We start from the raw sequence: 13,475 nt of genomic DNA on the forward strand, positions 1-13,475 counted from the left end.
GGGGAACCTCCTCTGCCAGAAGTGGTTCCCCTATTTTGCTTCGCTCAGAGTCTCACTTGTGTTTGTCCGAGTACACCTGGCGCTGCGTCGTGCAAAACCCAATTCCTGGATTTCTGGGGGGATGAGGTGCATAGGGCGCATCACCCAATACAAGTGGGTGCATAAATGCCCCTGGGCTATTTTCTCGATCGAGGCTATCTTTTTGAATCCTAGAGTACACCCCTCGCTGCGCTCAGCGAAAACAGCGTATCCCGTTGGCGGGTTAGTTCGTCACCCAACGGTGACGAACTAACCGAATCTGGTATTAAGTTGCGCCAGGGCAGAATTGAGCTGCTCACAGCTTGATTGCTTTGCCCTGCACAGTTGCCGCATATATCAGTTGCACTGGTATTCGCCGAGACGACCATCCGGCACCTGTAGCCAGGCCACCCGTTCAGTAGGGGTCTGAGGAGACGCCAGGCAGTTGGTCAGGCGGTCCACAGCAATGGTCAGGTAGACCCGGCTAGAAGCCACCGCAGGGCCTGGGCGGGCAATATAGGTGGGTTGTGGCGGGGTATCGAGCACGGCGGGTTGGCTCCTGGGGGCCTCGAGGCGTTGCACTTGATGGGCAGGGAAAAGCGCTGCAACCCCACTGGAACTAATGTTGCCGGTCAGCAGATCGAATGTGGCCTGAACCAGCCCAGAAGGCTGCGGAAAATCACCAGCAGGACGGCCCCGCAGGGCCTGCTCCACAAAGTCACGCCATATAGGGGGGTTCACCATCGAGCTGCTCGGCTCCACACCGCCCATACGCTGCGGCTTATGGTCGTCGCGGCCTATCCAGAGGGTAGCCACCAGGCCCCGTGTGGCCCCTGCGAACCACAGGTCGATGGCGTCATCGCTGGTTCCAGTCTTGCCCCCAACAATACGCCCGGGAATGCGTGCCTCAGAGGCCAGGCTCGAGCGGAAGCCAGGCGGTACATCGTAGACGTAACCTTTGAGCATGTCCCAAATTTGATAGGCCACCTGTGGCGTCCAGAGCAATACTTTTTTGGGTTCGGGCTGAAAGATGATGCGGCCATTGCTGTCCTCTACCCTAAGCACAAGCTGTGGCTCAACCCGGTAGCCACCGTTAACAAAGCTGGCATAAGCCGCCGCCAGGCCCATGGGGGTAATTTCGGCGCCTCCGCCAATTGAGTTAGCCAGCACCGCCATATTTCCAGTCAGGCGAAAACCTGCGGCCCGCAACTTATCGCCTAAGCGCTGCACCCCAATGGCCTCTGCAGTACGGATGGCAGGCAGGTTCAAAGATCTGTCCAGGGCATACCGGATGCTGACCGGGCGGTCGAGGTAGCGGCCATCAAAGTTTTTTGGCCGCCATACACCCCTGGGTGTGGGGTACTCCACCGGCGAGTCGCGGACGGTGGTGGCCTGCGTCCAGCCAGCCTCTAAAGCCACACCATAGGTAAATGGCTTAATGGCCGAGCCGGGGCTGCGCCAGGCCTGGGTGGCCCGGTTAAACTCCCCTTCGGTGCCAGGGCGCGCCCCCACCATGGCCAACACCTCACCCGAGTTGGGCTCGAGGCCCACCAGGGCCAGCTGTGCCTGGTCTGGCAGGCGACGGCCCACCACCGCCTTTTCGGCAGCAGTCTGCATCTTGAGATCAAGGGTGGTGATGATGCGCAACCCCCCCTGGTCGCGCAGTTTTTCAGCACCAATTTTTTCCTTCAGGTAACGCTGTACTTCATATACGAAATAAGGGGCCAGGCGCACGTTCCGCTCGGGCACAATGCGCACGCTGGGGTCAGCCAGCCTGGCCGTTTTCAGGTTGCCGTTCTCGTCGTAGGCCACTTCCCAGCCCTTGGGTACCAGCTTGTAGCGCCAGGCTGCATCGGCTTCGGCCTGGCTTACCCAGCCCTCCGAAACCATATTGTCCAGCAAAACTTTCATGCGGCGGCGGGTCGAGGCGTAGTCCAGGTAGCGGGTGTTGGGCGCAGGAATCAGAACTGCCAGGTAAGCCCCTTCGGCCAGGTTTAGCTCGGAAGGTTCTTTGCCAAAATAGGCCTGGGCAGCCGCCCAGATTCCCTGGGCGTTGCCGCCCCAGGGAACCACGTTGAGGTACATCTCCAAAATTTCTTCTTTGGAGTAGCGTCGCTCAATCTGGATGGCCAGGGGGAACTCTTTTAGCTTACGCTCGAGGCCGCTAATACCACGGCGCTCGAGCGCCAGATCGCGCAGCAAGGTGTTCTTAACCACCTGGGTGGTGATGGTGGAGCCGCCCTGCAGGTCGCCGCGCAGGGAGTAGTACAAGCCCCCCACCAGCCGGATAAAGTCGATGCCGTAATGTCTGAAAAAACGCTGATCCTCCGAGACCACCACCGCCACCACTGCCGCTGGCGATACCTCGGAAAGCCGTACCAGTTGCCGGGCAATGGCCCGTCCGTCCTCCACCGAGGCCAGGTCAGCGATGGGTATTCCATCGCGGGTAAAAAATGTTGAGGTTGCCGTAAAACGCAAGTCCTCGAGGGTCTCGAGGCTCGGCAGGTCGCGCAGCAGCAACCAGGACACATACCCTGCGGCCCCCAGCGCTCCCAGGAACCCCGCAAACAGCACCACCCGCAAAATCCGGAGCAATCTACGCACGCGCTTCAGTCTAGCAGTATTGATTAGAGGGTTTGTAAGAGCAACAGGCCTGGCCCAATACCACAGCCTAGGTATTCGCGGGAACCGCTCTAAATGCTGGCTTGCTGCTGTGGCAGATTACGCAGAATGTTGGAGAAAACCTTGCGGTCCACCGGCTTAGAAAGAACGTGCTCCACCCTGGCAAACTCGGCAGTTAGCTTGGCTCGTTCGTCGTTATCGGCAATGAAGAGCACGACCGGCACTTCCCGCAGTCGGCGGCTCATTTTCAGGCGGGAAGCAATGGAAAAGGGGTCAATCTCTATTGCGTCGTCCAGCACAATCGCGCGCGGGGTATGGGCTTTGAGATAATCCAGGCCGTCTTTGGCTTTCTCGTAAAATTGGGCTTCAATACCCTGCTCTTCGATAGCCATTTCAAGCAAGGCCCGCAGGGTCTGGCTCGAGGTAACTACCAACACTTTATTATTGGGCACTGCTTCCGCCATACAGCCTAGATAGTACCAGACAAAAAGCCAGCTCCAAGCTCAAATGTCACAGTTATGCTAGAAAACCTCAGGGGGCTCGGCATTGCACAGACCAGTACAATAAAACAGCGGCCAAATCTAACCCGGACACCCAGCGTGCCAAGGCCTGAATCCACTAACCGTAAAATCACCGTAAAACGAGAGAAACCGAAGGCAGCGCACCCTCGGTTTCTCTCGTGCTGAAGCTGGCTGGGGCACGTGGACTCGAACCACGACCGACGGTTCCAAAGACCGTTGTCCTGCCATTAGACGATGCCCCAGCGTGGAGCGGTCACTTGGATTCGCGCACCTGTGGCGCTGCGAAACCCGCAGGACAGCAATCGGTATTTTAGGGGTCTAGCCGCCTTGTGTCAAACCCGCCAAAAATGAGTGTCTGTACCCGGCGAGGCTTCCCGGAAAAAAACATTGTGCGGGTTCCTCAGGGCTGCCAGCCAGGCAGCACACTAGCCGGTGCAACTCAGCATTCGGTTCAGCAGGCGCGGATTTTGCGTGTGGGCCCGCAACTCGAGGGCCAGCAGCCTCAGGTATTCGGCAAAGAAGGGCTCGAGCTGGGGTCGCCAGGCCGCCAACAGGGCTTCGGACAAACCCAGGTGTTCAGCCCATAGCTCTACAAGCTCGTCGGCTTTGATGGGAAGGTGGGCCTGCAAGCGGTAAAGCAACGTTGGAATTAAATGCTCAGTCACAAAATGCCGGTCTACCAGCCAGTCTTGCTGGTTACCTTGCTTTTGCACAAACAGGGCCAGGGCGGTGAGGGCGCTTTGCTCCAGAGTTTTAGCGTTAAGGGCGTGTTTCATATGGTTCTCCCCGATCGGCTCGGCTCGAGCCGATGTCTTAATGGTAGTAGGCACATGGGCGAATGGGAATGGCAAAGCAAAAGAAAAGCTGGCTTGTAGCAAGCAAAACTAAAGTAAACTTTGCATATGGCTATTGATTCCAAATATCTTGACGGAACCTCCTGGAAGATCCTCGAGCTGCTCCAGCAAAACGCCCGCCTGCCCTTCAGCGAGATTGGCCGTCAGGTGGGGTTGTCGGCTCCTGCTGTTGCCGAGCGGGTGCGCCGGATGGAGGAAGCTGGGGTCATCCGGGGCTACCGGGCCGAGGTAGACCCTGGCAGGCTGGGCTACACCCTCGAGGTCTTTATTCGGGCCGAAATAACCCACAGCAACCACGATGCGGCCATCCGTTACATTGCTCAGCTACCCAATGTGCTCGAGTTCTGGAACCTGACGGGCCGTGATGGCTACCTGATTCGAGCAGTATTTCGCTCCGTACAGGAGCTCGAGCAGGTGCTCAACCAAAAACTGGGTGTGTACGGAACCACCACCACCGCCCTGGTGCTTTCCAAGCCGGTCGCCTTTCGCGTCCTTAGCAAGGAGCAAGCTGCTTTATAGGTGAATCCCAGCCGCATCGAGCGCATCAGCCCCTTCCTGGCGGTTGAAACTTAGAGCGCTCTTCATAGCCCACAGCTTTACTGCTGCCTCCAGCACAGGACAGTGGCCTCCCGAATGAGAGGCCACGCCTGTGAAGAGTGCGCTATACCGAGTTTGGCTGAACAGTCTCGGCTAGTGGTAGCTGTACAGCCCGACCAACGGGACGATACCCTTCGGGACGGAGTGTACTCCGCGCGCCCCTGGGAGGTCTCTTTCAGGGCGGGCGACGCTCTTTCACCGAACTGAGCGAGGGGTGTGCACTGAGCTTCAAAGCGATAGATGAGAAGCTTTGTGGAGCCGGTATTACAGGTCGTACCAGGGTGGCGTTCCGCGAAATAGCTCGATGGGCTCACCCAAAACTTCTTCCCGGCTGGCCTCTACAAGCGAAATTACCTGAGGCGGGCAGCTTTCCACACAGGCCCGGCATCCCGTACAGGCCGACACGTTTAGCTTCAAGACGTACTCTTCGCCCCCTGCGCTATCGCGTTCACGCTCGACTGCCTTGGTGGGGCAAACGTTGGTGCAAACCGGGCATAGCGTACACCCTTCTGCCACCGCAATGCGCGTCCACTGTACAGCCGGGGCTCGGTAAGCGGCCACTTTACGCAAACGCAGCTCTGCGGGCAGATCGCCCCGCTTGTCCTCGTAGGGTTCCGCTGGTGGCAGGGGCAGGTTGGGCACCAGCTCGGCAGCCGAGCGCTTGGCCCCGCCAAACATCGCCCCAAAAAACTCCCGCCGGCCCACCTCGGCCCCACGTAAGGCCTCCTGCTGCATATGCACCTCGAGCCCTGGGAAATACCTCTTTGCTTCCTGCACCGCCCACTGCACCCGCTCTGGAACGGTAGGGCCGCCAATCTTGCAGCTTTGGCAGTCGCCGTGGGCCAGCTTGAGCGAACCATAGCGAGAGGCCGCCTCGGCCAAAACCCCAGGCGTAAGCTGGCCCAGGCAATGGATTTCGTCACCCGCACCGGGCGCTTTGGAGCAGCGAAGCTGTCCCTGGCCCCGGTGCAGCTTCTCCTGGATTGGGCCAAGTGGAAACTCCAGCGCTATGCCCGGACAAACGACGGTACAGAGCCCACAGCTGGTGCAGCTCACCTCATCTATCGCGACGGTAAAGTTTTGCAGGTTGATGGCCTGGTGCGGGCAGACCTGCTGACATTTATCGCACCCGCCCACACTATTGCGCTCGAGCAAGCAGCGCGGCCCGGTGTATTCCGGGGTGGGGTCGGTTAGTTTGAGAAAAGCGCCTACGAGGTTATCGAGCAATCCCACAACAAACAGCCTACAGGGTAATGGGTAGCGAGGAGGGACAAAACTGACATTTCAGCCACCTGGTTCGCACTGGCGGAGCTTCAAGCAGGAGAGCTCGAGGCCGCCTCTGGCATCAGGTCGGCAATGGCCTGCAGGAACTGTTCGAACTGGGCAAAGTCGAGCTGCTGTTCGTTATCGGAAAGGGCCACTTTGGGGTTGGGGTGTACCTCAATGTGAACCCCATCGAGGCCAGCCGCCAGGGCCGCTCGAGCCAGCGGGGCCAGCAAATCCCGCCGCCCGGCCGCATGGGTTACATCCACAATCACCGGCAGGTGGGTTAGCTGCTTGGCCAGCACGGCCGCCGAAAGGTCGAGGGTATTGCGGGTCCATTTTTCGTAGGTGCGGATTCCCCGCTCACACATGATTACCTCGGAATTGCCCTGCGAGAGGATGTATTCCGCACTATAGAACCACTCTTCAATGGTCTGAGCAAAGCCCCGCTTGAGCAAGACCGGCTTGTTGGCTCTGCCCACCTCACGCAGCAGGGCAAAGTTTTGCGCGTTGCGGGTGCCCACCTGCAGAATGTCGGCATACTGGGCCACCAGCTCCACGTCGCGGGTGTCCATCACCTCGGTCAAGAAGACCATGCCGTTGGCATCCGCAGCCGCCCGCCCAAGTTTCAGGGCAGGCTCCCCCATGCCCTGAAAACCGTATGGCGAGGTACGGGGTTTGTAAGCACCACCACGCAATACCTTGACCCCGTGCGCCGCCAAAAACCTGGCCGTAGTGAACATCTGCTCTTCCGACTCTATGGAGCAAGGCCCGGCCACCAGCACCTTGCCCCGGCCAAAGACCACATCCCCTACTTTAACCGTGGTGTCTTCGGGTTTTACCTGACGGGAATAAAGGAATTTTTGCTGGTCTTGCTCTTCCTCCAGGTCAAGGGAGGCCTTGAAAATTTCCTTGAACAGCCGCTTGATGGTCTCGGCTGGGTAGGGACCAGGGTTCTCCCGGGTCAGGTAGGCCAGCATCTCCTCCTCTCGCTTGGGGTCGTAGTGGGGCATGCCCACCTCAGTTTGAACCCGCCCAATCTCACTCACCAACCGGCCCCTTTCGGAAAGCAAGCGGAGCAGTTCCCGGTTGATGCGGTCTACTTCTTTGCGCAAGTCTACGATTCGCTGGTCCATGAACACAATGGTATACCAAGCCAGCTCCTTTGAGGCAAGCCCGCCTCATACACCCAACCCATCGCCGCATCGGCTGGTGGGGTGATGCCAGTAAAGGTTCCGACAAGCTCAGACCGGGCTGGTCTCAACCTCTTTAGGGCGCCCCCGCTCAGCCCACTTGACCAGCAGAATTGAGAAGCCATAAAGCACCATCAGGGGAATAGAAACCAGGCTCAGGTTGACCACATCTACAGTCGGGGTTATCAGGGCTGCCAGGGTAATCAGCAAGACCACCGCAATGCGCCAGTTGCTGATCAGGAAGCGGCTGGAGAGCATCCCCAGCTTAGCCAGAAGGAAGCTCACCACCGGCATCTCAAAGAGGATACCCATTACGGCCAGGAAGGTAACCACCTGACCCATATACATGCCAATGGAGATTTGCGGCGTAACCACGTCCCCCAAAAAACCCAGCAAGAACGGCACGGCAAAAGGCAGCAGCACAAAATAAGCGAACAGCGCGCCCAGGGCAAAGCTAAAACCCGCTCCCAGGATGAATGGAATCGCCAGCCTGCGCTCGTGGGGATACAGACCGGGGGCAATGAAGGCCCAGATCTGGTAAACAATAAAGGGCAGCGCCAGGGCCAATCCACCAAAGGCCGCTACCTTAAAAGCAGTAAGGAAGGGTTCGGTGATATTGAGGACAATCAGCTCGGCTTTGAGCGAGGCGCTTTTGTTGTAGGCGTCCAGGGGCCGCCGCAGGGCCTCGAGGATCTGTACACGAAAGGTAAAGGCCACCGCGGTCATCACCGCCCAGGAGACTATGGCCCAGATTAGGCGGTTGCGCAGTTCCTCCAGGTGTTCCATCAAAGGGGCTTCACGCATGGCAACCCCCACTAGGACTTAGGTTCTTCCTTGACCTCGAGGGGCTTTCTGAGTTCCTCCAGAGGCTTGCTGATCTCTTCTTTGATCTCTTTTAACTCCTGCACATCAGCAGCTTTTTCAAACTCCTCGCGGATGTTCTTAGCGCCGCGTTGAAACTCGCGGATACTCTGGCCCAGGCTGCGCCCCAGCTCAGGCAGCTTGCGGGGGCCAAAAAGCAGCAAGGCGATCAACAAGATGATCAGGATTTCTGTCATTCCAAGGTTCATGGCAATCTCCTACGTACAGTTTACTCGCTACCCTGAAACCCATCTGAAAGCCGGGCCACCGCATAAGAGGCACCCTCGGGTGCAGGTTTCTCCTGGCGATAGCACAGGAAGAGGCCAAAATGGCCGGGAAAGTTTGCGCTTTACTGGCTCTGGCCCCGCTTGCGCTTAACGTAGTCTTCGATGTTGCGTTGCCGCCCACGGGCAATGGCGAGCGCACCCTCGGGCACGTCCTGGTTGATGCTGCTTCCCCCAGCAATAAAAGAATGGTCAGCAAGCGTAACCGGGGCAATCAAAACACTGTTAGAACCCACAAACACCCGCTTACCAATGGTGGTTTTGTGCTTGTGCTGGCCGTCATAGTTGGCCGTAATGACCCCAGCCCCGATGTTGGATTCCTCCCCCACCTCGGCATCGCCGAGATAAGCCAGGTGTCCGGCCTTGGCCCGCTTACCCAGGCGGGCATTCTTGAGCTCAACGAAGTTGCCCACGTGGGCGCCTTCATCCAAAAAGGCTTTGGGGCGCAGCCGTGCGAAAGGCCCTGCGTCGGCGCCACTCGCTACGTAGGCCTCTTCGCAAACCGTATGGGACTTGATCTTCCCTCCCCGCTCTACCACGGTATCGCTCAACACCGCGTAAGCTCCAACCTCGACCCCCTCACCCAGTCGGGTTTTACCTCGCAAAATTACCCCCGGCCACAAGGTAACATCGGGGGCCAGCTCGACCGTGGGCTCAATGTAGATGGTCTCGGGCTGGATCATCCGCACCCCTTGAGCCATCCAGTGGGTACGCAAGCGCTGTAGCAGCACCTGCTCCACCTGGGCCAGCTGGGCACGGGAATTAACGCCCAAAAGCTCACCCGTATCCCTGGACTCAATGGAGGCGATTTTTTGACCGGCCTCGCGGTAGATGCGAATCAGGTCGGGTAGGTAGTACTCCCCTGCGGCATTGCGGTTGTCCACCAGCTTTAGTTTTTCCCAGAGGCTGGCATCGAAACAGTACACCCCAGGGTTGATCTCCTTAATTGCCCTTTGCTCTGGAGTAGCGTCTTTTTGCTCGACGTTGCCGAGAATCTGACCGTGTTCATCGCGCAGGATACGGCCATAGCCGGTGGGGTCGTCAAGGTGCATGGTGAGCATGGCCATTCCTGCCCCCTCGGCCTGCATGGTGCTCACCAATCCGGTCAGGGTCTCGAGCTGGGTAAGGGGTGTATCGCCCTGGGTTACCACAATGGGGCCCTGAAAACCCTGCAAAACTGGCTCTGCCTGGGCCAGGGCATGGGCCGTGCCCAATTGCTGCTCCTGTACCACAAAGCTAAGGTTCGAGTAGCCTTCGAAGGCCTGGCGTACCTGTTCGGCCCCATGGCCTATGACCACCACCACTTTTTCGGCTCCACTGGCAAAAGCGGTATCGATGCAATACCCCACCAGCGGTTTGCCCAGCAGGGGATGTAGAACTTTTGGTAGCCTTGATTTCATGCGGGTTCCCAGACCCGCCGCGAGAATCACTACAGCATGTGCCATATCACTCCGATTGTATTGCCAAATGCGAAAGGCGCGACCAAAACCCAGTAGTCTAGCGTTTTTTTCCAGGTGTGCTGGGCCTGGCCGAAGACCCTACCGAAGCAGCGGCAGGCGGATTTTCGCGTGCCCCCTTCCAGCGCATTAAGAAAAAGATGGCCAAGGCGATGAGGGGGATAGAGATTATCTGGGTTGCGGTGAAAAGGCCAATACCTGCTTGCTCGTTAACGTAAACCTTAATCCACAGCGGGTTGAGTCGGAAGGTTTCCTCGAAGACCGATCGCAAAACGCTGTACCACAAAACAAACTGCCAAAACACATAGCCATAGGCTCGGTTCTGCCTTAGCCAGTAGATCGAAAGCAGCAACAGGACCAGCCCAATCAGGGCCCCGTACAACTGGGTAAAGTGAACTGGGCCGCGTACCAGCGCCTCCGGGGCACAGCGCAGCACCTCGCTGATGTCGTTGATGCCTGGGCAAACACCCGGAAAACCGCTAGCCGAGGCAGGCCAGGTAAACCCGATGGGCCAGTTGGTCAGTCGGCCCACGGTATCGGAGCCGTTCATGATGTTGCCCAGGCGACCTGCCACAATGCCAACTGCAATACCCGGCACCACCGCGTCCAGGTAGGCCCAGACCGGGATTTTGCTGCGGTAGTAGTGGTAAATAAATGGAATTAGACCCCCAATGATAGCCCCGTGAAAAGAAAGGCCACCCTGCCAGATGTAGATGGCCGAAATGGGGTTGCTGCTGAAATCGCCCGGACTTGTAAGAACGTATCCCAGGCGGGCCCCAATTACACCCCAGATAACAGCCCAAAAGGCAATATGCTCGAATCGGTCGGGGTCAAAACCCCAGCCCTTTAGAATACGCTTGGCAATTTCAAAAGATGCGAAAATAGCCAGTACCAGGAACAGCCCATACCAGCGTATTTGCAGCGAACCGATTTCGATTAGAATTGGATCCATTCAAAGCCTCCAGTCATAACGATAGCTTCTTGGATAGGCGCTCGAGGGTAAACTTGCCCTCGAGCAGCACCCGGCCCTCGCGCAGGAGAACCGGAACCCGGAAGGTATATAGCTTTTTGAGATTTTCGTCAGCGTCTACGTCCTGAAAAGTATAGGCAATACCCTGCGCTGCCAACAGCGCCTCGGCTTCCTCGCAGAGGCGGCAACCTTTTCGACTGATCAGCACATAGCCCATCTGTCAAACAAGTATAGCCCGCATAAGCAGAAACCCGAACACGCCTGATAGAGCACAGTGCATATGCCGACCCAACCAAAGCTTCTTACTGCTCATTAGCTGCGCATCTAACAGCGCAAACCCTGGAATACTACCCATCAACTCAGGCCGCTTTGCCTGGCAGCCTGTAAAATGCCCAGCACCTCGTCCACATCGCGCTGGGTGTGTTCGGCAGAAATCTGGAATCGGATGGAAGCTTCGCCTTTGGGCACCACCGGGTACACAATGGCAGTAGCCAAAACCCCCTGTTCCCGCAGAAAGCCCACCAGACGATTTGTACGGGCTGCATCGCGCAAGAGCAGCGGAACTACCGGGTGTGCTCCGGGAAAAGACGCGTATCCCAGGCTCAGAAGGCCCTGGCGAAAACGCTCGGCCATAGCGGCCAGGTGCTGCAGGCGCTGCTGACCTTCTGGGGCCTGTATCAGCTTTAAGGCAGCCACCGCGGCGGCAGCTTCGCCCGGCGTAATGGGATTGGAGTAGATGTACATGGGGGAGGTTTCGCGCAAATAAGCAATCAGGTCTGCTGCGCCCACCACATATCCCCCATTCACCCCAAAGGCTTTACCTAGGGTTCCAATCAAAACGTCGGCTTGCGCGGCGGTGTACTCTTCTGTGCCACGACCCGTAGCGCCAAACGCACCCACCCCGTGGGAGTCGTCCACAATCAGAATGGCGTTTTCCGCAAACCGCTCATCGTACTGTTCTACCAGCCGCGCAATTTCTGCCAGCGGAGCGTGCGAGCCACGCATACTGAAGACCCCGTCGGTAATCACCAGAACCCGCCGGGCCCCCAAAGCTGCGGCCTTTTGCAGGGCTTGCTCGAGGTTATTAAGGTCGAGGTGCTTGTAAATCAACTTCTCCAGAGGCCGCGCCAGGCGCACCGCGTTGATGATGCAGTTGTGGTTAAGCTCATCGCTGATGAGCACCGTTTGGTCGGTGGTAAGCGGCACCACCACGCTGAGTACGGTGGCATAGGCCGAGGAAAAAATCATGGCCGCCTCACGCCCATGGAAAGCAGCCAGGTGGCCTTCCAGCTCTACGTGCGGCGCATAGGTGCCGCTAATAAAACGCACCGCACCCGGCCCCACACCAAAGCGTTCAATGGCTTCCTCCTCGGCTTTTTTGAGGGCCGGATGGCTGGATAGCCCCAGGTAACTGTTGGAGTTCATGCGGATAAAAGGTTTATCGCCATAGCCTTGCAGCAAGTAGCGCGGCCCCCGATCGCCCTGGGGTGGCAATACCCCCACCACAATAGTTTCGTGGCCCTTGCGACGGCCTTCTTGCTCCAGGGTTTCCACGCTCTGACGCAACACAGCACTCAGGCGGTTCAAAGGCATACTCAGACCTCCTTCAGGGCACGTTCGGCTAGTTTTTCCAGCATGTCTGCGGTCATGCCAGCCAGGTCATAGTGCGGCTGCCATCCCCACTCCTCTCTGGCGGCGCTGTCGTCCAGGGTGCGTGGCCAGGATTCCGCGATGGCCTGGCGAAGGGGATCCACGGCATAGTGCATTTTGAAACCAGGTCGGTGTTTCTGGATTTCGGCGGCCAGCTCGGCAGGGGTGCAGCTAAAAGCCATGATGTTGAAGGCATTGCGGTGGCGAAGCCGGGCTGGGTCGGCCTGCATAAGCTCGAGGGTAGCCCGTATTGCGTCAGGCATGTACATCATGGGTAGCCGGGTATCGGGCCCCAGGAAAGAGGTGTACTGGTTGTGGCGCAGCGCATGATGAAAAATCTCCACCGCGTAGTCGGTGGTGCCCCCACCTGGGTGTGCGGTGTAGGAAATTAGGCCGGGATACCGCAAGCCCCGAACATCCAGGCCAAAACGTAGCGCATAGTAATCACACAACAGCTCTCCTGCTACCTTGGTCACGCCATAGAGGGTATTGGGCCGCTGGATGGTGTCCTGGGGTGTGTGGTCCTGGGGCGTGTTTGGGCCAAAGGCCGCAATCGAGCTAGGAACGAAAACCTGGGCATTGATCTGCCGTGCAGCCTCCAGCACGTTGTAAAGGCCCTCCATATTCACCCGCCAGGCCAGCTGGGGATCGGCCTCGGCCCGGGCCGAAAGGATGGCCGCCAGGTGATAGACCACCTTGACGCGGTGGCGCTCGAGCAGTTCCCGCAAGGCATTTCCGTTGGTACAGTCCAGTTGCTCATACGGACCACCCAGCGAAGGATGTTCTGCTGGCGCACCCCGAATATCGGTTGCCAAAACCTGTTCGGTTCCGTAAAAGCGACGCAAAGCCGGAACCAGCTCAGAACCCACCTGACCCAACGCACCAGTAACCAAAACTTTGAGCATACACACCTATGTTAGTTCTTCCTTGGCGGGACTTACTGCCCACGCAGCGGGAGCCAGTATAAGTGTTTCCAGCTATTTTTTGTCACCAAGGCCGGGCTGCACTTCGGCAAGCATCGTGCCAAACACCATTTTCCAACAGGCCCTGCGCTGATCCTGGGCAGAACCAAAGATGGCGCAGCTCAAATGCCTTCGTGTGCTACCTCATAGCTCCACCCCAGCCATCTTCAGGAGTACCCGACTGCGAATGAGGTTGTGCACCAGCAAGATGAGGTTCACCCGG

At 58.1% G+C, this 13,475-nt stretch carries 13 protein-coding genes and 1 tRNA gene; 1 reads left to right on the plus strand and 13 read right to left on the minus strand.

Annotation, left to right across the window (positions count from 1 at the left end):
• Positions 1-375: 375 nt before the first annotated feature.
• The 4 genes from ABWU19_RS12040 to ABWU19_RS12055 form a co-directional block, all read right to left on the minus strand.
• Positions 376-2,622 carry a transglycosylase domain-containing protein gene (locus ABWU19_RS12040; RefSeq protein ID WP_435901927.1) on the minus strand — a complete coding sequence of 749 codons (2,247 nt, stop codon included), beginning with the start codon at positions 2,620-2,622 and terminating at the stop codon, positions 376-378.
• A gap of 89 nt (positions 2,623-2,711) precedes the next feature.
• Positions 2,712-3,104 (minus strand): response regulator, encoded by a 393-nt coding sequence (locus ABWU19_RS12045; protein ID WP_435901928.1) that lies wholly within the window; start codon positions 3,102-3,104, stop codon positions 2,712-2,714.
• Positions 3,105-3,329: 225 nt separating this feature from the next.
• Positions 3,330-3,403: transfer RNA gene (locus ABWU19_RS12050), tRNA-Gln, on the minus strand.
• A 183-nt stretch (positions 3,404-3,586) separates the two neighbouring features.
• The gene (locus tag ABWU19_RS12055) at positions 3,587-3,937 is read right to left on the minus strand and encodes a hypothetical protein (RefSeq protein ID WP_435901929.1); all 351 of its coding nucleotides are present in this window, start codon (positions 3,935-3,937) and stop codon (positions 3,587-3,589) included.
• Positions 3,938-4,063: 126 nt separating this feature from the next.
• On the opposite strand from ABWU19_RS12055, the gene ABWU19_RS12060 reads away from it, so the two are divergent.
• Positions 4,064-4,534, plus strand: a complete 471-nt coding sequence (locus ABWU19_RS12060) for an Lrp/AsnC family transcriptional regulator (RefSeq protein WP_435901930.1) — start codon at positions 4,064-4,066, stop codon at positions 4,532-4,534.
• Between the two features lie 342 nt (positions 4,535-4,876).
• On the opposite strand, the gene ABWU19_RS12065 is transcribed toward ABWU19_RS12060, so the two are convergent.
• The 9 genes from ABWU19_RS12065 to ABWU19_RS12105 form a co-directional block, all read right to left on the minus strand.
• Positions 4,877-5,845 (minus strand): 4Fe-4S dicluster domain-containing protein, encoded by a 969-nt coding sequence (locus tag ABWU19_RS12065; RefSeq protein WP_435901931.1) that lies wholly within the window; start codon positions 5,843-5,845, stop codon positions 4,877-4,879.
• 80 nt (positions 5,846-5,925) lie between these two features.
• Positions 5,926-7,011: a bifunctional 3-deoxy-7-phosphoheptulonate synthase/chorismate mutase gene (locus ABWU19_RS12070; RefSeq protein ID WP_435901932.1), complete on the minus strand. Its 1,086-nt coding sequence runs from the start codon at positions 7,009-7,011 to the stop codon at positions 5,926-5,928.
• A gap of 108 nt (positions 7,012-7,119) precedes the next feature.
• The gene (tatC, locus tag ABWU19_RS12075) at positions 7,120-7,872 is read right to left on the minus strand and encodes a twin-arginine translocase subunit TatC (RefSeq protein WP_435901933.1); all 753 of its coding nucleotides are present in this window, start codon (positions 7,870-7,872) and stop codon (positions 7,120-7,122) included.
• Between the two features lie 11 nt (positions 7,873-7,883).
• Positions 7,884-8,138 (minus strand): Sec-independent protein translocase subunit TatA/TatB, encoded by a 255-nt coding sequence (locus tag ABWU19_RS12080; protein WP_435901934.1) that lies wholly within the window; start codon positions 8,136-8,138, stop codon positions 7,884-7,886.
• Positions 8,139-8,278: 140 nt separating this feature from the next.
• Positions 8,279-9,658: a bifunctional UDP-N-acetylglucosamine diphosphorylase/glucosamine-1-phosphate N-acetyltransferase GlmU gene (gene glmU / locus ABWU19_RS12085; protein WP_435901935.1), complete on the minus strand. Its 1,380-nt coding sequence runs from the start codon at positions 9,656-9,658 to the stop codon at positions 8,279-8,281.
• Between the two features lie 52 nt (positions 9,659-9,710).
• The gene (gene lgt, locus ABWU19_RS12090) at positions 9,711-10,622 is read right to left on the minus strand and encodes a prolipoprotein diacylglyceryl transferase (protein ID WP_435901936.1); all 912 of its coding nucleotides are present in this window, start codon (positions 10,620-10,622) and stop codon (positions 9,711-9,713) included.
• A 13-nt stretch (positions 10,623-10,635) separates the two neighbouring features.
• A complete protein-coding gene (locus tag ABWU19_RS12095; RefSeq protein ID WP_435901937.1) occupies positions 10,636-10,857 on the minus strand; it encodes a glutaredoxin family protein in 222 nt (73 codons plus the stop codon).
• A gap of 137 nt (positions 10,858-10,994) precedes the next feature.
• Complete coding sequence (locus tag ABWU19_RS12100) at positions 10,995-12,233, minus strand: aminotransferase class I/II-fold pyridoxal phosphate-dependent enzyme (protein ID WP_435901938.1); 1,239 nt, start codon at positions 12,231-12,233, stop codon at positions 10,995-10,997.
• Positions 12,234-12,235: 2 nt separating this feature from the next.
• Entirely contained in the window at positions 12,236-13,195 is a 960-nt protein-coding gene (locus ABWU19_RS12105; RefSeq protein ID WP_435901939.1) for an L-threonine 3-dehydrogenase, read from the minus strand.
• Positions 13,196-13,475 lie beyond the last annotated feature (280 nt).

Source organism: Meiothermus cerbereus (genome assembly GCF_051297115.1).
GTDB lineage: Bacteria > Deinococcota > Deinococci > Deinococcales > Thermaceae > Meiothermus > Meiothermus cerbereus_A.

Excerpts from the sequence above, each read along its gene's own strand:
- ABWU19_RS12070 (WP_435901932.1), bottom strand. The coding sequence starts at position 7,011 with ATGGACCAGCGAATCGTAGACTTGCGCAAAGAAGTAGACCGCATCAAC.
- ABWU19_RS12055 (WP_435901929.1), bottom strand. The coding sequence starts at position 3,937 with ATGAAACACGCCCTTAACGCTAAAACTCTGGAGCAAAGCGCCCTCACC.
- lgt (WP_435901936.1), bottom strand. The coding sequence starts at position 10,622 with ATGGATCCAATTCTAATCGAAATCGGTTCGCTGCAAATACGCTGGTAT.
- ABWU19_RS12045 (WP_435901928.1), bottom strand. The coding sequence starts at position 3,104 with ATGGCGGAAGCAGTGCCCAATAATAAAGTGTTGGTAGTTACCTCGAGC.
- ABWU19_RS12080 (WP_435901934.1), bottom strand. The coding sequence starts at position 8,138 with ATGAACCTTGGAATGACAGAAATCCTGATCATCTTGTTGATCGCCTTG.
- tatC (WP_435901933.1), bottom strand. The coding sequence starts at position 7,872 with ATGCGTGAAGCCCCTTTGATGGAACACCTGGAGGAACTGCGCAACCGC.
- ABWU19_RS12100 (WP_435901938.1), bottom strand. The coding sequence starts at position 12,233 with ATGCCTTTGAACCGCCTGAGTGCTGTGTTGCGTCAGAGCGTGGAAACC.
- ABWU19_RS12105 (WP_435901939.1), bottom strand. The coding sequence starts at position 13,195 with ATGCTCAAAGTTTTGGTTACTGGTGCGTTGGGTCAGGTGGGTTCTGAG.
- glmU (WP_435901935.1), bottom strand. The coding sequence starts at position 9,658 with ATGGCACATGCTGTAGTGATTCTCGCGGCGGGTCTGGGAACCCGCATG.
- ABWU19_RS12060 (WP_435901930.1), top strand. The coding sequence starts at position 4,064 with ATGGCTATTGATTCCAAATATCTTGACGGAACCTCCTGGAAGATCCTC.
- ABWU19_RS12095 (WP_435901937.1), bottom strand. The coding sequence starts at position 10,857 with ATGGGCTATGTGCTGATCAGTCGAAAAGGTTGCCGCCTCTGCGAGGAA.